This window comes from Rhodospirillum sp. A1_3_36 (genome assembly GCF_047263945.1).
Lineage (GTDB): Bacteria > Pseudomonadota > Alphaproteobacteria > Rhodospirillales > Rhodospirillaceae > Rhodospirillum.
Map to the genome: position 1 here is coordinate 54531 of NZ_JBLAVB010000007.1, position 18215 is coordinate 72745.

Annotated in this window: 17 protein-coding genes and 1 tRNA gene; 14 read left to right on the plus strand and 4 right to left on the minus strand. The window is 59.8% G+C overall.

Annotated elements, in window-relative coordinates:
* The first annotated feature begins 76 nt into the window (after positions 1-76).
* From ACLIRY_RS15685 to ACLIRY_RS15695, 3 genes are all read left to right on the plus strand, one after another.
* On the plus strand, positions 77-505 hold the full coding sequence (locus ACLIRY_RS15685; protein WP_413206358.1) for a universal stress protein: 429 nt from the start codon (positions 77-79) through the stop codon (positions 503-505).
* Positions 506-722: 217 nt separating this feature from the next.
* Positions 723-1847: a DUF2336 domain-containing protein gene (locus tag ACLIRY_RS15690; protein ID WP_413206359.1), complete on the plus strand. Its 1125-nt coding sequence runs from the start codon at positions 723-725 to the stop codon at positions 1845-1847.
* 149 nt (positions 1848-1996) lie between these two features.
* Positions 1997-2344 (plus strand): zinc ribbon domain-containing protein YjdM, encoded by a 348-nt coding sequence (locus ACLIRY_RS15695; RefSeq protein WP_413206360.1) that lies wholly within the window; start codon positions 1997-1999, stop codon positions 2342-2344.
* Between the two features lie 7 nt (positions 2345-2351).
* Here ACLIRY_RS15695 and ACLIRY_RS15700 read toward each other — a convergent pair whose 3' ends face one another.
* A complete protein-coding gene (locus ACLIRY_RS15700; protein ID WP_413206361.1) occupies positions 2352-2729 on the minus strand; it encodes a hypothetical protein in 378 nt (125 codons plus the stop codon).
* A gap of 345 nt (positions 2730-3074) precedes the next feature.
* On the opposite strand from ACLIRY_RS15700, the gene ACLIRY_RS15705 reads away from it, so the two are divergent.
* The 3 genes from ACLIRY_RS15705 to ACLIRY_RS15715 all read left to right on the plus strand — a co-directional run bounded on the left by ACLIRY_RS15705 (position 3075) and on the right by ACLIRY_RS15715 (position 7097).
* Complete coding sequence (locus ACLIRY_RS15705; protein WP_413206362.1) at positions 3075-6236, plus strand: EAL domain-containing protein; 3162 nt, start codon at positions 3075-3077, stop codon at positions 6234-6236.
* A 328-nt stretch (positions 6237-6564) separates the two neighbouring features.
* Positions 6565-6780, plus strand: a complete 216-nt coding sequence (locus tag ACLIRY_RS15710) for a hypothetical protein (protein ID WP_413206363.1) — start codon at positions 6565-6567, stop codon at positions 6778-6780.
* A 170-nt stretch (positions 6781-6950) separates the two neighbouring features.
* Positions 6951-7097: a hypothetical protein gene (locus tag ACLIRY_RS15715; RefSeq protein ID WP_413206364.1), complete on the plus strand. Its 147-nt coding sequence runs from the start codon at positions 6951-6953 to the stop codon at positions 7095-7097.
* A gap of 592 nt (positions 7098-7689) precedes the next feature.
* Here ACLIRY_RS15715 and ACLIRY_RS15720 read toward each other — a convergent pair.
* Positions 7690-8229 (minus strand): hypothetical protein, encoded by a 540-nt coding sequence (locus ACLIRY_RS15720; RefSeq protein ID WP_413206365.1) that lies wholly within the window; start codon positions 8227-8229, stop codon positions 7690-7692.
* A 495-nt stretch (positions 8230-8724) separates the two neighbouring features.
* Between ACLIRY_RS15720 and ACLIRY_RS15725 the strand changes: the two genes are divergently transcribed.
* The 3 genes from ACLIRY_RS15725 to ACLIRY_RS15735 all read left to right on the plus strand — a co-directional run bounded on the left by ACLIRY_RS15725 (position 8725) and on the right by ACLIRY_RS15735 (position 11983).
* A complete protein-coding gene (locus ACLIRY_RS15725) occupies positions 8725-9783 on the plus strand; it encodes a TRAP transporter substrate-binding protein (RefSeq protein WP_413206366.1) in 1059 nt (352 codons plus the stop codon).
* A 169-nt stretch (positions 9784-9952) separates the two neighbouring features.
* Entirely contained in the window at positions 9953-10585 is a 633-nt protein-coding gene (locus ACLIRY_RS15730) for a TRAP transporter small permease subunit (RefSeq protein WP_413206367.1), read from the plus strand.
* A 15-nt stretch (positions 10586-10600) separates the two neighbouring features.
* Positions 10601-11983, plus strand: coding sequence for a TRAP transporter large permease (locus ACLIRY_RS15735; RefSeq protein WP_413206368.1), 1383 nt, complete (start codon positions 10601-10603; stop codon positions 11981-11983).
* Positions 11984-12272: 289 nt separating this feature from the next.
* On the opposite strand, the gene ACLIRY_RS15740 is transcribed toward ACLIRY_RS15735, so the two are convergent.
* Together ACLIRY_RS15740 and ACLIRY_RS15745 are read right to left on the minus strand one after the other, a co-directional pair.
* Positions 12273-12349 (minus strand) — tRNA-Pro (locus ACLIRY_RS15740).
* Positions 12350-12402: 53 nt separating this feature from the next.
* On the minus strand, positions 12403-13428 hold the full coding sequence (locus tag ACLIRY_RS15745) for a polyprenyl synthetase family protein (protein WP_413206369.1): 1026 nt from the start codon (positions 13426-13428) through the stop codon (positions 12403-12405).
* Positions 13429-13576: 148 nt separating this feature from the next.
* Between ACLIRY_RS15745 and ACLIRY_RS15750 the strand changes: the two genes are divergently transcribed.
* The 5 genes from ACLIRY_RS15750 (at position 13577) to glyS (ending at position 18207) form a co-directional block, all read left to right on the plus strand.
* Positions 13577-13789, plus strand: coding sequence for a DUF2007 domain-containing protein (locus ACLIRY_RS15750; RefSeq protein ID WP_413206370.1), 213 nt, complete (start codon positions 13577-13579; stop codon positions 13787-13789).
* 70 nt (positions 13790-13859) lie between these two features.
* Positions 13860-14675 carry a tRNA1(Val) (adenine(37)-N6)-methyltransferase gene (locus tag ACLIRY_RS15755; RefSeq protein WP_413206371.1) on the plus strand — a complete coding sequence of 272 codons (816 nt, stop codon included), beginning with the start codon at positions 13860-13862 and terminating at the stop codon, positions 14673-14675.
* A gap of 8 nt (positions 14676-14683) precedes the next feature.
* Positions 14684-14965: a hypothetical protein gene (locus ACLIRY_RS15760; protein ID WP_413206372.1), complete on the plus strand. Its 282-nt coding sequence runs from the start codon at positions 14684-14686 to the stop codon at positions 14963-14965.
* A 193-nt stretch (positions 14966-15158) separates the two neighbouring features.
* The gene (locus ACLIRY_RS15765) at positions 15159-16061 is read left to right on the plus strand and encodes a glycine--tRNA ligase subunit alpha (RefSeq protein ID WP_413206373.1); all 903 of its coding nucleotides are present in this window, start codon (positions 15159-15161) and stop codon (positions 16059-16061) included.
* A 4-nt stretch (positions 16062-16065) separates the two neighbouring features.
* Positions 16066-18207 (plus strand): glycine--tRNA ligase subunit beta, encoded by a 2142-nt coding sequence (gene glyS, locus ACLIRY_RS15770; RefSeq protein WP_413206374.1) that lies wholly within the window; start codon positions 16066-16068, stop codon positions 18205-18207.
* The last annotated feature ends 8 nt before the right edge of the window (positions 18208-18215 follow it).

Consider the following 18215-nt stretch of genomic DNA (forward strand, 5'->3'; position numbering starts at 1 on the left):
TGAAAAAGCCGAATGACATGCGCCTCCGAAGCCGGTCTCGGGGGCAGTCTCGGATGGATCAATAAGGAAGGACGTCATGTACAAGCATATCCTGGTGCCTGTTGACCTCGACAGCTCCTACGACTGGGAGCATACCCTGCCCATGGCCATCGGTCTGGCTCAGGCCCATGGCGGCAAGCTGCATATTATGACGGTGGTGCCAGAGTTCGGCATGAGCATTGTTGGTCAGTTTTTTCCCGGTGGTTTCGAAAAAGATGTGGCGACCAAGATTCTCGCCACCCTGAAGGACCGCACCAAGGAGGCCGTGCCTGAGGATCTATCCGTGCAGAATATTGTCAGCGAAGGAAGCGTTTACGAAAGCATCATTCGCATGAGCAAGCAGACAACGGCGGATCTGATTGTCATTGGCGCGCATCGTCCGGAGTTACGGGACTATCTGCTTGGACCAAACGCCGCGCGGGTGGTCAGGCATGCCGACTGTTCCGTCCTGGTCGTGCGGGATTGATCGATGCGTCCTTTCCAGGCTGGAAAGGAGTCTGTGAAATCGGCTTCGGTTCTTTCTCGTATGCTTGGCTTTAATGGGATAAGATGGACCGGGCCATCCATAGGGCTGGTGTTCCTGGGACGGGTGGCCGGACGTCAGGTCCGGTCGCCGCCTTGGTTGGATTTTCGGATGGGGTCCCCCTTCGCGGTGTGGAGCCCCCCGCATTTGGTGAACAGAAATGGGCGAGACAAACCTCTCCGAAAACGATGTTAAACGGCTTCTGAGCGATCCCTCGCCGGAAAACCGGGCGGTGACGGCGCAAAAGCTGGCTCAGGGTTTCGATGGTCAGCATCTCTCCCCGTCCGAGCGGGCATTGGCGGAGGAAATCTTCCGCCTGTTCACGAAGGATGTGGAAGTTCAGGTTCGGCGGGCCCTGGCCACCAATCTGAAGGAAAACCCCTTCGTTCCCCATGACGTTGCCATGAGTTTGGCCAGTGATGTGGACGACGTCGCCTTGCCCATGCTGGAATATTCCAAGGTCCTGGACGACAAGGATTTGATGGAAATCATCCAGGGGCAGGATCAATCCAAGTTGACGGCTATTGCCCGTCGGCAAGAGGTGTCCGAGATGCTATCCGACGCCTTGGTCGACCAGGGTGGGGAAGGGGTGGTGGCCACCCTGGTGGCCAATGAGGGGGCACAGATCACTGATGCTTCCATGAACAAAGTCTTGGACAAGTTTGGGGACAGCGAAGAGGTTCAGAAACCCTTGGTGGTTCGACCCAAGCTGCCGATTACTGTGGCTGAGAAGCTGGTAACCAAGGTGTCCGAAGGGCTGCGCGAGGCGCTTCTCGCTCGTCAGAAGCTATCCCCTGAGTTGACTGCGGACCTGATCCTGCAAAGTCGTGAAAGGGCTACTCTCAGCTTCTCCATCGATAGCTCCGAGGAGGAGGTGGAACGGCTGGTCCAGCAATTGGCGAGCAACAACCGCCTGACGCCCTCCATTGTGTTGCGGGCCCTCTGTATGGGCGATTTGAAGTTCTTCGAATATGCGCTTGCCTGCCGGTCGGGCATTCCCGTGGTGAATGCGCGCATGCTGATCCATGACAGTGGAAGCTTTGGTTTGCAGGGCATCTACCGCAAGGCGGGTTTGCCTGAGCAGTTCTATCCGGCCATGCTTGCCGCCGTGACCGTGGCCCGGGAGATGGACTATGACGGTCGGGAGAACGATAGGGGGCGTTATGCCCGGCGTATGTTGGAACGGGTTCTGACCCAATACGGGGATCTGGGCGTGGAGTTTGAAAATGACGACCTGGAATATCTGCTGGCCAAGATGAACCAGCTTCCTTCTGACATCAGATAGGTTTTTTTAGGGCGTTTCCGACAGGAAACATGGTTTACCGCATTGTCGAACCGAGACGGTGGGGCTATTTTCCCTGAAATGGTCCGAACCAATGCCGCCTGACATGGGAAAGACTGCCCACCCCCCTTTAAGGATAAGTGTCGTTTTCCATGAGTGAACTTCCTCCCTGCCCCAAGTGCCAGTCCACCTATGTTTACGAGGACGGTGCCTTGTTGATTTGCCCCGAATGCGCACACGAATGGGCCAAGGACGCCGCTGGACCGGATGGGGACGAGGACGCTCTTGTGATCCGCGATTCCGTCGGCAATATCCTGGCAGACGGGGATACGGTGACGGTGATTAAGGATCTGAAGGTGAAGGGATCGTCATCCAGTGTGAAGGTGGGGACCAAGGTGAAGAACATTCGCTTGGTCGGCGGAGACCACGATATCGATTGCACCATACCCGGTTTCGGCGCCATGGGGTTGAAGTCGGAATTCGTCAAGAAGTCTTCCTAACCCAGGTTCAGGGTCCCTTCCCGCTCAGGGCCTGGAGCACTGAGATGACATCCGTGCTCAATAGGAAGGTGAAAACGGCCCAGACCGCACCGGCACCTGCCGCGGCCCCGATGAGAAGTGCGGTCTGGGTTTTCATCCGGCCGCGCAGGCCTTCGACGGCTTCCAGCATGACACGGTGTGCTTGCAAGTTCTCCTCTTCCTGGCGGTCCTGGCGGCGCTCGATGTCCTCGATCCGCGCGAAGGCCCGGCCCAAGCTGTCTTTATGGTGGTTCTGATCGGTTTGAATCCGCGTCACCGCCGTCAACAGTGCATCCAGTTTGTCCAGCTTTTCTCTTATGTAGTCCAGACTGGCCTCTAACCGGCTCAGCCGTCCTTCCTCTTGCATGTCGAAATCCCTTTGTCGGCTGCTGTGCGGAAAAATGACGTTTTATCATTTTTTGTGGAAGAATGAATGGATTTATTAACGTGGATCCGTAATTAAAAAGACAGAAGTCGGGTTTGTTCCGGGATAACGGGGCAGCTTGTGTCAAAAACGTTCTGTATCCCCGTTCCCCAGGTTGACAGGGATGGGGCTGCGACTTACCGATGCCATGCGGCCTGGAGGTCCCCTGTGGGGTCCGTCGCATTCGGAATGAATCATGGTGATATGTAAAGAGAGCAGGGGGGTCCGCCCCGGAGGGGCTTGCAAATTGGCATACAGCTTGACGGTATCGGGTCGGGAGGGGCAGCGATGAAACGGTGGGCCTTGCTGTTCGTTGGCCTCGAGGCCTTGGCTTGCGCCTTGTTGATTCGTCGCTTTCAGGATGAGCGGTCCAGATTACTCCAGGCCCATGCTCAGACTTTGGACTGGGCATGGCGTGCCACGGAACAGGGCATGCGTAACCTTCAGGATGTGATGGGGGATCACATATTGAAGGAGCATGGGACCATCGATTTGCTCGCCCGCGCCCAAGCCTTGCCGCCGAGTGCTCGCCTGCCTCTTCGTTTGGAGTTGGCCGAAAACTTGGTTTTTTGGCGTCGCGACTTGGCGAGCAAGGGCGTAGACCGGGTGCAGATTTATCTGAAGGGAGGCATCCCTTTCGTCGATCTGGACCATCCTGACGCGCCTTCCTTATCCTTTGCCCTTCCACAAGCTGCGCAAAGGACCATGATTGATGGCGTTGCCCGAAGCGCGTTTGTTTCCGGCGACATACCAGGCATCGCCTACTATAAGGCGATCACGGAGGGGCGGCGCATTGTTGGCCTTCTGGAAACCGGCGTCACCTTGCAGGCGCTGGTCCAGGGTCTGCATGCCATCGACAACGAGGGAGCCCATGGTGTTCTCCTTCTGGATAAATCTGGCGGGCAGCCGAAGGTTCTGTTTCCCCTGGGGGATCCTCTGGCCCTAGGGACGACCAAGGAGGGCGACGCATCCCAAATACTGGCCAGGGTGGATGGCCTGGGTGAAAGCCTGGAGGCCTGGACTCCCTTCGCCCGGGCCCTGGCTTGGCAGGATTTGGATTACACCCTGGCCCTCCTGCCCTTGGGGAAAACTCAGGGGGGGGGAGCCTATTATATTCTTGGGCTCTCTCCCGAACCGGCTTTGGCAGACGGGTTGGCGGCCCTTCTGATGAATATCACCGTGACAACGGGGCTTCTGCTGGCCTCGATTCTGTTGTTTGCCCAGTTGATCGGCAATCGGGCCACTCTGATTCAGGAGCGTCGGGATATCCGGGCCATCACCGATACCATGGGGGAGGGGCTATATGTGCTGGACGAGGATGGGCGCATTGTCTTTGCGAACCAATCGGCCGCCAGTATTCTCAACTACGATCTGGAAGAGTTGATGGGCGCGCAGGCCCATTTCCTGTTCCACGCCCATGATGCCGACGGCCAAGCCGTCCCGCTTGATGCCTGCCCCATCTATCTGGCGACCCTGGATGGGCGGCTTTATGAAAGTGACGAAGAGAGGTTCATTCGGAAGGATGGTCGGACCTTTCCCGTCGAGGTCCGATGCGCACCTCTTGGGCCGAATGGCCCCCTGCATCTGTCCGGCACCCCCAACTGGGGCGCCACCCCGTTACCGGGGCGGGTGATGGAAGGCTTGACCCGATTGCTCCTTGAACCCGCCCAGGAACGGATGAAGCGGCGGGCTTCGGTCGTGACCTTCGTTGACATCACCGATCGCAAGGCCAATCAGGAAAGCCTGCGCAAGCTGTCCCAGGCTGTGGAACAAAGTCCCGCCTCGGTGATGATCACCGATGCCCAGGGCGTCATCGAATATGTGAACCCCCAGTTCGAGAAGACCGCTGGATACAAAGCCAGGGAAGTGATTGGAGGCAATCCGCGGATCCTTAAATCCGGTCACACGACCCGGGAAACCTACGTCGAGATGTGGCGGACTCTGGCTCAGGGGCGGGAATGGCGGGGAGAGTTCCACAACCGGCGCAAGGACGGTTCTCTCTATTGGGAATATGGCTCCCTTTCGCCGATCAAGGACCCCAAGGGGCGTGTCACCCATTATCTGGCGGTCAAGGAGGATATTACCGCCCGAAAGGAGGTGGAGGCGCGCCTGATCCGGCAGGCGAATTATGATGAATTGACTGACCTGCCCAACCGGTCCCTCTGTTATTCCCGCTTAAAGGAGGCCATTGCCCAGGCGAGACGCCGAGACGGTGAGGAAGGCAATCTGATCGGTGTGTTGTTTATCGATCTGGACCAGTTCAAGCATGTGAACGACAGTCTAGGTCATGCGGTGGGCGACAAGCTGCTCGCCGCCGTGGCTCGGCGTCTGCGGGGCTGTCTGCGCGAGGGGGATACCCTGTCCCGTCAGGGAGGTGACGAATTCCTGATGGTCTTGCCCAATCTGCCTTCGCCGGAAGGGGCGCGGTTGATTGCCGAATCTACCCTGACGGCCCTCCGGAAACCTTTCTCCATCGATGGGCGGGAAATTTTCGTCTCATCCAGTATTGGCATCACTGTTTATCCCAGGGATGGCCAGGACGCCGCAGAATTGTTGCGTAATGCCGATTCGGCCATGTACACCGCCAAGGCTGCGGGGAGAAATACCCACCGCTTCTTCTCCCCGGAAATGGAAGCCAAGGCGGAACGGCGCCTCGTCGTGGAGGGGAATCTTCGCCATGCCCTGGCAAAGGGTGAGCTTCACCTGGCCTTCCAGCCCCTGGTAGACGGAGCCACCTGCGAAACCGTCGGAGCAGAAGCCCTGTTGCGGTGGGATAACCCGATGCTGGGCTCTGTATCGCCAGAGGATTTCATTCCTATCGCGGAGGAAACGGGCCTGATCGTGCCAATCGGTGCTTGGGTGCTTGATCAAGCCATCGCCACGGCGGCGGCTTGGCGCAGGCGCTGGGGGGTGGATCTGGTGATTGCGGTGAATGCCTCCGTGCGCCAGTTCCAAGGGAACAGGCTGGCGAATTTGGTGGCTGATACCCTGCATGCCCACGACTTTCCGGCCCATTGCCTGGAGTTGGAATTGACCGAAAGTCTGCTTCTTGACGTCACTCCGGCGATCACCGGGACACTGGATAGCCTGGCGCGCATGGGGGTTCAATTATCCTTGGATGATTTCGGTACGGGCTACTCCGCCCTCAGCTATTTGAAGAAATTTCCCTTTGATGTCCTGAAAATCGACCGTTCCTTCATTCGGGATTGTGTTGCGGACTCCAATGACGAAGCTTTGGCCCGGGCTATCATTGCGATGGCCCGCAGCCTGGGCCTGAAGGTTATCGCCGAGGGCGTGGAAACCAGTGCCCAAAAGACCTTCGCCCAGGCCGAGGGCTGTGACATCATGCAGGGCTACCTGTTCGGTCAGCCTATGTCTGCTGACGCCTTTCAGGAGCGGTTGGACAACGCCATCCAGGACGTGAGGGAAAAGGCAAAGCAGCAGATCTAATATCCTGAGGTTACGTGTACTAGATCTTCATAAAATAGTCGGTCCAATACCTTTTTCCATCTGGACGACCACCGTTCGAAAGCGTAGTAAAAGGGTGTCCCGGTATCGGTGTCTTCGACCTCCCTTGAAGGGGCATTCGAAAGAAAAAACCGAAGCGGATGTATTTCCGACTTGCCAAACAGGCTAGGGAATTCCCACATATCTTCCCTGCGCCCAGTGGGCGGGCCGAGCCCGCAGTCCAGTGGGTGTCCGGGATTGTCAACTTTCTCCGACCTGGATGGTCCGGTGCGCCGGATACCCAGGGTGGCTGAACCCTGGTGAAGCGACCATGAGCAAGAAACCTAGCGTCCAATCCGGTGCCGTTTTCGTCAAGCACGGCAACCCCCCGTCCTATTGGGTGGTTGACCAGACTCTGGAATATTCTGATATCCCGCCCCATGTTCGCTTGATCGAACAGGGAGGGAATCATCGAACAGTTACAGTGGCCCTATCCACCTTAGTCGATGGTCGGTCCTATCAACCAGGGGATCGGGCTGCGTCATAAAGCCCCTGTGATGGCGGCTTGTGAGTGACCCGTGAGCTGGTCTTCCATGAGTCGGTCTTCATTGTCAAAAAAACTGAATATAATCTCAGGGCCGGTTGCACCTTTCTCTCAGTCAGACTACATTCGTAGGGTGATGCTGCTCCGATGGAGCGGTTCGATGGGAGAAAACCATGGCCGGTACCCCTTTGTTCGAGCTTATACTCCTCTCCACCGGCGCGGGCATTCTGTGTTATGCCGCCGCACGTGCCGCCAAGGCAGCCCGGGACGCCCGGGATGCCGCCCGTATCCGTGTTCGTGTGACGGATCGACGCCGGTAACTTTTGCTTGCGGAGCGTCTCGCGTTTTTTCCACAGTCTCGACTCAGATGGCGTGGAAAGAGGTCTGGCAGGCTAAAATGGCTTGAACAGGTGAGGGACACCCAAATGGCTCCTGGTGCGACGGTGGCTTCGCACGAATCCCGACGATGACTCGGAGAAAGAGGTCAAGCGAAACAATTTCGTTCGTTCTCTGTACACGATGCCAAGTTAAGCCGTGAATATCTGGTGCAGCACGGGGTATGATTGCATTCACGTTACGACCACTCACGTTGTGACAACGCGAGAAAGTTGTAATAACGTGAGAGAGTAATCGTTTGTCGATTGATCTGGAGCTTGCTTGGGGCCTGCTCAATTAAAGGGATGATGCCTTCAGGCCTCTTTCCTTTAATTGAGCAGGCCTTTTGTATTTTTTCGTGTCCCGGTTTGGCCCTATTGATCGCATTTTGCGCAAAGTCCAGTAGAGCAAAATCCTAGAGCGAAACGGGATCAGCTTGAGTCAAGCTGGCCCAGTTTCACTCTCGTTATATGGATTTTAGAGTGCCTTCGAGATCAAGTTGGGCCACTTTTTGGGCCAACTTGATCTCGGAGCACTCTAGGACAGCATGTCCGGACCGTCTTCATTGCTGGGGCGTCCTGCTCTGGCTTCTGCGCCGTCCAGGTCTCGCACGGGGATCATCTCGTTGGCAATGGAATCGCGGATGAGCTGAAAGGCGAGTTCCAGTTCTTCGATCTGCTCGCGCATCCAGCGCATTTCCTGGGCATCAGCCCGGCTGGGTGGCTTGCGATCGGTGGCCACGGCCAGGGAATGGGCGATGTAACGCGCTTTCATCTGTCCCAGGTGCCGGGCCATATCCACGATCTCACCGGCGCCCACAGCACCCACATAGCGGTCCAGGGCTGCCCGTGTCTGATCCTCGATCACATGAGCAATGTGACGGGTGAATTGGGCTGTGGTCAGTGGGCCTGCCGCATCCTCCTCCCCCCGAACCGCGCGAAGGCCCTGGACTGGCTGGTCCTCGCTCTTGGTGGATCCGCCCTTGCCCCCCTTGCCGGTCGCGGACCCGCGGGACGGGCGGGGTGTGGTGCGGGGGGACGAGCCGCGGCGGGCATCAAGATGGCTTGGGGCGCTCATGGCAGTCTCCAGGAAACAAAGTGAGGGGAGGGTCGAAACCCTGTGGACCCGGGCAAATCACGGACGGCTCTGCGCAATTTCTGGGCCAAAGGGCGAATCGCCTGAAACCCTGAGGAGTTCGATAGCGTTCCGGGGTTACCATAATAGACCATTACAGGGAGAAAATGCCCATCTGTTGCGAACGCATTGGTCATTTTTATCTTTAAGATCCGCGTATTTTGCATGGGTGACTTGAATTTTTGTTCTATTACCGCCACCTTTCCCCATCTCAGTCAGACCCTGGACCACAAGAAGCCGGGAGGATTGGGAAGAGGAGGGACAATGAGAAGACCACGACGTTTCGCACAGTATGCGGACGGAAGGTTGGCCCGCGTAAGGAGCCACAAAACCCCTTTCCTCCACGACAAAAGCTCCCCGCAGATCCGGAAACCGGGCGGTAGGACGGGGAGATACGAAGATGGCGCCACGCATCTCAATGGAATGGGAACGTACAAAATGATGAAGAGACTTACCAAATTGGCTTTGGCTACGGGAACCGCTGCGGCGGTCATGGCTGGAGCTTTCGCTGGGGGCGCCGATGCCCAGGATCGGGTCCGATGGAAGATGGCCAGCACCTACTCGGGATCTCTGACGCAGCTCGGGACTCTGGGCAAGCGAATCGAGGATCAGGCAGAGGCCATTTCCGGCGGCAATATCCAGATCAAGTTCTTCGAACCCGGCGCCCTGGTCCCGGCATTGGAAGTGTTTGATGCCGTATCCACTGGCGCCATCCAGGCCGCCTGGTCGACCCCGGGCTATTGGGCGGGCAAGGTCCCGGCCTTGCAGCTGTTCGCTGCGGTGCCCTTCGGCCCCCGGGCCGGAGAATACATGGCTTGGTATTACTTCGGTGGCGGAAAGGAGATGTTTGAGGAGATCTACGGACGGTCCAACATCCATTCCATCATGTGTGGCATCATCGCGCCGGAAGCGTCCGGCTGGTTTCGCAAGGAAATCAATGGGCCTGATGACCTGAAGGGCCTGAAAATGCGCTTCTTCGGCCTGGGCGCCAAGGTCATGGAAAAGATGGGCGTCTCCACCCAGTTGTTGGCCGGAGGCGACATTTTTCCGGCCCTGGAGCTCGGCACCATCGACGCCACTGAATTCTCCATGCCCGCCATCGATCTGAAGCTCGGCTTCTATCAAGTGGCCAAGCACTATTACTTCCCCGGCTGGCACCAACAGTCCACCTTCTTCGATCTGATGGTCAACAAGGATGAGTGGGAGAAGCTGGACAAGACCCAGAAGGCGCAGATCGAGACCATGTGCGGCGACAATGTGCGCTACGGTCTGGCCGAGGGTGAGGCCATCCAGTTCGCGGCCCTGAAGGAACTGAAGGAAAAAGGCGTGACCATCCACAAATGGTCTCCGGAGATGCTCGATGCCCTCAAGGCAGCCTGGATCGAAGTGGCCGCCGAGCAAGCCGCCGCAGATCCCGACTTCAAGAGGGTCTGGGAACATCTCCAGGCCTTCCGGGAGAATTATAAGGTTTGGGGCGACCTGGGTTACCTGAAGTAGGCTTTTGCCCAAAGGGTGCATTCGAACGAGACATCGCCGGGCCGATCCCGCAGGGGTGGCCCGGCTCCGTCGCTTCCGGTCCGTGCCGCCGCTCTGATCGTCCGATGGGGGAATGTCCCGCACCAGACCCTGCCCATATCATCCCCTTTCATTATCCCGGGAGTCCGTCGTGTACGCTCTCTATCGAGTCAGCCAGGGCCTGGACACCTTCACATCGAAGGTGGGGAAGGTCTTTGCTTGGGCCACTGTGCCCCTGATGCTTGTCATCATCTATGACGTCTTTACGCGAAATGTTCTGTCCAGCCTGGTTCACTCGGGCGTGATCTCGGATTCGACGGCGAGCTCCCTGACGATCATGACATCCACCAAGCTGCAGGAGCTGGAATGGCACCTGCATGGTGTTCTTCTGTTGATGACCTTTGGTCTGGCCTACATGAAGGATGCCCATGTGCGGATCGAGCTGGTCCGCGACAAGCTGCGGACCCGCACCCGTCTGTGGATCGAGCTGTTTGGTATCCTGCTGTTTCTCATCCCCTATTGCTGGATCATCATGTGGTTCGGTTGGGACTTCGCCATGCGCTCCTTTGACAGTGGCGAGGTTTCCTCAGCGCTGACGGGCCTGCCTCATCGATGGATTATCAAGTCCTTTGTGGGGCTGGGCTTCTTCATGTTGTTCATTGCCGCCCTCTCCCAATTGCTGCGGAGCTTCGTCGGTCTGTTCGGCCCCACTGACCTGCGCGACCAAGCCAGTCGTTTCGTTAATCCGGACATGGGCGATGGCGCCCCGTCCAAGGCCGAATAAGGGAGCGCGCACGGTATGTTCGGACCTGGATTTTATATCGAGGACTATTTTCCCCTGATGATGTTCGGGGTCCTGGCGGTGCTGCTGTTCAGCGGCTTCCCCGTGGCCATGATCCTGGGGGGCGTCGGCCTGGGCTTTGCGGCCCTGGGCTACATGTATGACATCTTTTCCGTCATCGAGCTGTCCAACATCGTTCTGCGGATCTTCGGTGGCATCGTCGAGAACTTGGTTTTGGTGGCGATTCCCATGTTCATTTTCATGGGCACGATGCTGGAGAAATCGGGCGTCGCGAGCGATCTGTTGCATACCTTACAGATCCTGTTGCGCCGGGTTCCCGGGGGGCTCGCCCTTGCGGTGACCCTGTTGGGGACCATTATGGCCGCGACCACGGGTATCATTGGCGCCTCCGTCGTCATGATGACCTTGATGGCCCTGCCGGTGATGATGGAGCGGGGGTACGACAAGGCCTTGGCGACCGGTACCATTGCCAGTTCGGGGACCCTGGGCATCCTTATTCCGCCGTCGATCATGCTGGTGATCATGGGGGACTTGTTGTCCATTTCCGTGGGCACCCTGTTCCTGGCGGCCATCTTTCCCGGCCTGATGCTGGCCATGTTCTACTTCATCTATATCTTCATCCGGGCTCTGACCAAGCCGGAGCTGGCCCCCCCCTTACCTGACGAGATCGGACCGGACAGCGGGCTGGAGCTGTTGATCCAAGTGATCAAGACTTTCCTTCCTCCAGTGATTCTGATCTCCATGGTGCTGGGCTCGATTTTCATGGGCTTCGCGACGCCCACGGAGGCCTCTGGCGTGGGGGCCGCCGGGGCGACCCTCATTGCTCTGATCCGGGGACGACTGTCTTTCCCCGTGCTGAAGGAGGTTGTCGAACGTTCGGCTCTGACCGGGGCCATGTTGTTCTTTATTTTTGTCGGCGCGACGGCTTTCTCCTACGTCTTCCGCTCGCTGGGTGGTGACGATCTGGTGGTGGACTTCGTCCAGAGCTTTGGTCTGGGGTCCTGGGGGCTGCTGTTTCTGCTGATGGGCATCGTCTTCTGTCTGGGCTTCTTCTTTGACTGGGTGGAAATCACACTGATCGTCTTGCCCATTTTTGCGCCCATCATCAGCGCATTGGATTTCGGGACCCATCTGGGCCATCCCAAGGAAGTCGTGCCCTGGTTTGCCATCCTGGTGGCGGTGAACCTGCAGACGTCCTTCTTGACTCCGCCCTTTGGGTTCGCCCTGTTCTACATGAAGGGGGTGGCGCCGCCGTCCATCCGTATTCAGCATATCTACAAGGGGATCGTTCCCTTTGTGGGCCTTCAGGTTCTGGGGCTGCTGTTGGTTATGGCCTTTCCGGAAATCGCCTTGTGGCTGCCCAGGACGCTACTGGATTAGAGCATCGAGCGGAAAAGTGGGCACCGGTTTGCCGCTCGATTCTCAACTTGTTGAATCGAGATCAAAGTGTCCACCTTGAATCGGCTCCGATTCAAGGTGGACACTTTGATCCAGGGGAAACACCTTTCTCCCGTTTGACTCGTGTTTTCTGCCGGATCCGGGGGGCACGGGGAGGACCAAATCTGGACGGGGGTCCCCATTGGCGATCAATAAAAAGCGGACAAGAAAAAACCCCGGAACGCGGTGCGTCCGGGGTTTTTCAGTTTCCCATCGGGATTGGGAACGATGCTGGTCGGAGTGAGAGGATTCGAACCTCCGGCCCCTGCCTCCCGAAGACAGTGCTCTACCGGGCTGAGCTACACTCCGTTCTCGCCTGAGGGACGGGGTTATAGCGTCCCCTCAGCCATCGCGCAAGCCTCTTAATAGGCCCTTTCGATACAGAAATCGATGATGCCGCTTAAGGCTGCTTTTGCCGGGCTGTCCGGGAAGGTGTCCAGGGCGTTCCTGGCCATATCCCCATAGTGCCGGGCGCGCTTCACCGTATCGCCCAGCGTGTCGTGCTTGGTCATCAGCTCCATGGCCCGGGCCAGGTCCTTGTCGGGTTCGGGCATGTCCTGGTCTTCCAGGCACCGCTTCAGGAAGGCCCGGTCCTCGTCGGTGCCCCGGCGGAAGGCCAGGATCACCGGCAGGGTGATCTTGCCGTCCATGAAGTCATCGCCGACGGTCTTGCCCAAATCCTGCTGCTTGGCCGAATAGTCCAGGAAGTCGTCCACCAGCTGGAAGGCGATGCCCAGGTTCATGCCATAGCGTTCCAGAGCCTCTTCCTCGGGCGAGGGGCGGTCGGCTACCACAGCGCCGATCTGACAGGCCGCCGCAAAAAGCTGGGCTGTCTTGGCGCGGATCACGTCGAGGTACTGCTCTTCGGTCGTGGCCGTATCGTTGGCGGTGATCAGCTGGGCCACCTCCCCCTCGGCGATGACGTTGCTGGCGTGGGACAGGATGGCCAAGACCTTCAGGGAGCCATCCTCGACCATCAGCTCGAAGGAGCGGGAGAACAGGAAGTCCCCCACCAGCACGCTGGCCTTGTTTCCCCAGACGGCGTTGGCGCTGTCTTGGCCCCGGCGCAGCAGACTTTCGTCGACCACGTCATCGTGCAGCAGGGTGGCGGTGTGGATGAACTCCACACAGGCGGCCAGTTTTGCGTGCCGCTCTCCCTGGTAACCGCAGAGCCGGGCCGAGGCCAGGGTGAGCAGGGGGCGGAGACGCTTTCCTCCGGCGGCGATGATGTGCCCCGCCAGTTGGGGGATCAGTGCTACCGGGCTGTGCATGCGCTCGACGATGATCTCGTTCACTCGGTCAAGGTCACCGCCGACGAGCTTCAGAAGAACATTCAGAGCGTTTTCTCGCCCCTCGCGCTGCGTTTCATGATTGACGACGTTGGCCAAGGCCTTACCTGTCCTTAATGATAAAGAGATGATTCGCCCTGGCGAAATCCGGCGGAGAATAGGTGTCGGCCCCCGCCTTGGTCAAGGCAGGAGACCAAAGCTATGGCGCGATGGACGCCTGAGCGAAGCAATTATATGGGGAGAGATCATGGAAGAATTAACCTTGGCGGAGGATCCGGTCTTCCTTTCCTGGCTGACCTGTCGCCTGGAGGAGGAGGGAATCCCCCATATGGTCTTCGATTCGCATACGGGGGCGGCCTTCGGGGGGGCCCTGACTGCGATCGCCAGTCGAGTGATGGTTGATGCGGAGGATTTGGCGCGGGCCAAAGTCATTTTAATGGAAGGGGAGGGGATGTCTTGAAGGTCGGATTCCCAAGGCAAGGTCCCTTGCGCAAAGCGGACCGGCGTGATGGAAAACGGGGACTTTTCTCATGAATCAAAGATCCGACGGAGGCCCAGTTGGTCAATGTGGCCTCCCAGAGCGGTCTGTACCGCAGACGAATATGCGGGAAAACACGGTGCTTGGGGGGCGGGTCCGAATCTGGCAACCGCTGGACGGGTACCGGGTCGCCATCGATCCGGTGCTGCTCGCCGCCGCCGTGGATCCGGCGGAGGGAGCGCATGTGCTGGACGCCGGGGCCGGGACGGGGGCGGCGTTGCTCTGCCTTGGAACCCGGCGGCCTGATTTGCGCATTACGGGACTGGAGCTGGATGCCTGGCATGCCGGACTCTGCCAAATGTCGATTGAAGCCAATGGGTTGGAGGCGCGGTGCCAAGTCTTTTGCGCCGATCTGGGGCATCCCCCGCCGGAGATTCCCAAGGCAGGGTATGACGCGGTGATGACCAATCCCCCCTTTGCCGATGGCGGAACCCCTCCGGAGGAGGCGCGGCGGGCGCGGGCCCATATGGAAGGGGCGGACATGCCCTTGACGGTTTGGGTGGCTCGCTGTCTGGAGCTGTTGCGTCCCAAGGGGCGGCTGACGGTCATCCACCGGGCGGACCGGCTGGACGCCCTGCTGAGGGCGTTGTCCGGTCAGGCGGGGGAGGTCACCCTATTCCCCCTTTGGCCCCGGGACGGCGTGGCGGCGGAGCGGGTGATCGTCGCGGCGCGGAAGGGGGTTCGGGGTGGAACCCGTCTGTTGCCAGGCTTGACCCTCCACGGAAAGGGTAATGATTTTGCGTCCGCTGCGGAATCCGTCCTCCGGGACGCGGGAGCGCTTGACCTGGAGCCCCGAGGGCGTCGATAACCCTTAGCATGATGGGAATCAGTCTCGGAAAATTGATCTTTACCGTGGTCGTGGTGGTGGGCGTCTGGACTCTGTTCAAGGCAATCGCCCGTCGCAACGGCAAAACGCGTGTCAATCCCGCCCAACGGGCCGCCCGCATGGCCGAAGATACCGTTCGGAACCGCATGGGGGACCGAGGGGATAAGGGGCGGAGCGGCGGTGATGCCATGGATCTGGTCCGCTGCCCGAGTTGTGGCGCTTTCACCGCGGAAGGGAGCACTTGCCAATGCGGGTGGAAAGCGCCCGGCTAAGGACAGGTCCTCTTCCGTGTTTCCCTGGTCCCTCCCTATCCGGTTGACCCTGTCAGAGGCCGGAGAGTAGCTTTCCGTACCTTTTCACCTGTCCGGATCGCGTGATCCGGGGTCAAGTCGATTAAGCGGCGGGCGGGCCGGAAAAACCGGTCCTCAGGTTATCCGCTCGCCGCTCCAACAATCAAGGTTGCCAATGGCCGATACTCCGAGCTTCCAAACGCTCATCCTTCGCCTCCAGACCTTCTGGGCCGAGAAGGGCTGCGTCATTCTCCAGCCCTACGACATGGAAGTGGGGGCGGGCACCTTTCACCCGGCGACGACCCTGCGCGCCCTGGGGCCGGAGCGGTGGAATGCCGCCTATGTCCAGCCCTCGCGCCGCCCCACCGATGGCCGCTATGGCGAGAACCCAAACCGCCTGCAGCATTATTACCAGTTTCAGGTGATCATGAAGCCCAGCCCGTCGGACCCCCAGGGCCTGTACCTGGACAGTCTGCGGGCGCTGGGCATCGATCCCATGAAGCATGACATCCGCTTTGTCGAAGACGACTGGGAAAGCCCCACCCTGGGCGCCTGGGGCCTGGGCTGGGAGGTCTGGTGCGACGGCATGGAGGTGACCCAGTTCACCTATTTCCAGCAGGTCGGTGGCTTCGATTGTGATCCGGTGCCGGTGGAATTGACCTACGGCCTGGAACGTCTGGCCATGTACATCCAGGGCGTCGAGAACGTTTATGACCTGCGCTACAACGACGACGGCGTCTCCTACGGCGATGTCTTCCTGCAGGCAGAGAAAGAATATTCCGCCCATAACTTCGAATATGCGGACACCGAGGCCCTATTGCGCCACTTCGCCGATGCGGAGAAGGAATGTCAGGCCCTGTTGGCGGTCAATCTGCCGCTGCCCGCCTATGACCAAGCCATCAAGGCCAGCCACCGCTTCAACCTGCTCGACGCCCGGGGCGTGATCTCGGTGACCGAGCGAGCGGCCTACATTGGACGTGTGCGCGCTCTCACCAAGGGCTGTTGCGAGGGGTGGTTGCGGGTCCGGGGCCATTTGCCCGAATCCCATAGCCCCCAATCCAGCGAAAAGGAGGGCTGATCCCATGGCTGACCTGCTGATCGAACTCCTGTCCGAGGAAATCCCCGCCCGCATGCAGGCCAAGGCCGCTGCGGATTTTTCCAAGCTGATGACCGATGGCCTGAAGGAGGCCGGTCTGACCCATGGCGCGGTGACCAGCTATGTCACCCCCCGCCGTCTGACCCTGGCCATTGACGGCCTGCCCCTGGCCCAGCCCGACACCCGGGAGGAACGCCGCGGTCCCAAGGCAGATGCACCGGAAAAGGCCCTGGCAGGCTTTTTGGGCTCCGTTGGCATGACCTTGGATCAGGTGGAAAAGCGCGAGACTCCCAAGGGAACCTTCCTCTTCGCCGTGATCGAGCGCAAGGGCCGGGCCACTGCCGAAGTCTTGCCGGAGCTGCTGTATAAGGCGATCCTGGCCATGCCCTGGCCCAAGTCCATGCGCTGGGCCCGGGGTCAGTTTGCCTGGGTGCGCCCCTTGCATTCCATCCTCGCCATCCTGGATGGGGCGCCCTTAAAGGGGGGGCTCGCCCTGGGAGTCAGCTTGGAGGGCAAACCGGTGAGCTTCTTGCCCGACGTGGCAGAGGCGCCCGAGGGCATCGCCACCCTGGCCTTCGGAAACACCACCCGGGGCCACCGTTTCCTGGCGCCGGACCCCTTCACCGTCACCGGCCTTGCCGACTACGTCGAAAAGCTGCGGGCCGCCCATGTGATGCTCGACCGCGAGGAGCGGAAGGCTGTCATTTCCAAGGGCATGGCGGCCATCGCCTCCGGGGAAGGGCTGGTGATCAAGGACGATCCGGGTTTGCTGGAGGAGGTCTGCGGCCTCGTGGAATGGCCGGTGCCGATGATGGGCCATATCGACAAAGCCTTCATGGACGTGCCGCCGGAGGTGCTGACCACCTCCATGCGCTCCCACCAGAAATATTTCTCGGTGGAGACAGCCGAAGGCGCGTTGAACGCCCGCTTCATCGTGGTGTCCAATATGGATGCTACGGACAGCTCCTCCCGCGTGGTTTCGGGCAACGAACGGGTGCTGCGCGCCCGCCTGTCCGACGCGAAATTCTTCTGGGACCAGGACCGTAAGGCCCCTCTGGCGTCCAAGGTTTCCTCCCTGGGAAGCCGGATTTTCCATGCCCAGTTGGGGACGGATCTGGACAAGGTGGAGCGCGTGCGCGCCCTAGCCGCCGTCATCGCTGCGTCTGTTCCCGGCGCTGACACGGCCTTGGTCGACCGCTCCGCCGAACTGGCCAAGGCCGATTTGGTCACGGGTCTGGTTGGCGAGTTCCCCGAGCTTCAGGGGGTGATGGGCCGCTATTACGCCCTGCACGATGGCGAGCCGCCCGAAGTGGCCGAGGCCATCCGCGAGCACTATTCCCCCGTCGGCCCCAACGACAGCTGCCCCTCGGCTCTCGCTTCGGTCTGTGTGGCTCTGGCCGACAAGCTCGATACCCTGGCCGGGTTCTGGTTGATCGGCGACAAGCCGACGGGCTCCAAGGATCCCTTTGCGCTTCGCCGTGCGGCGCTGGGCGTGATCCGGTTGATCGTGGAAAACGGCCTGCGGGTGTCCCTGACGGCGCTGATCGAAGCCGCAGCCCAGGGACATGCCCACCAGCGGCCCGCGTTGAAGGACCCCATCGCCGCCGACCTGATGGCCTTCATTGGGGACCGACTGAAAGTCCAGCAGCGGGAAAAGGGTGTTCGCCACGACCATATCGAGGCGGTTTTCGCGCTGGGGGGCGAGGACGATCTGGTCCGCCTGCTGGCTCGGGTGGCCGCGCTCTCCGCGCTTCTGGAGACCGAGGAGGGGGCGAACCTGCTCGCAGCCTACCGCCGGGCCATGAATATCGTGCGCATTGAGGAGAAAAAGGACGGGGCGCCCATCTCCGGCGCGCCCGATTCCACCCTGTACGCCCAGGGTGAGGAGACGGTGCTGGATGCCGCCCTTGCTGCCCTGGATGTGGCCGTTGCTCCGGCCCTGGCCGCCGAAGATTTCGCCGCCGCCATGCGGGCTCTTGCCCAGCTGCGGGCACCGGTGGACGCCTTCTTCGATCAGGTCACCGTCAACGCCGATCAGTCCGCTTTGCGGACCAACCGCCTGCGCCTTCTGGCGCGCATAGGCGCCGCCATGGGGACCTTGGCGGACTTCTCGAAAATCGAGGGATGAGAACGACA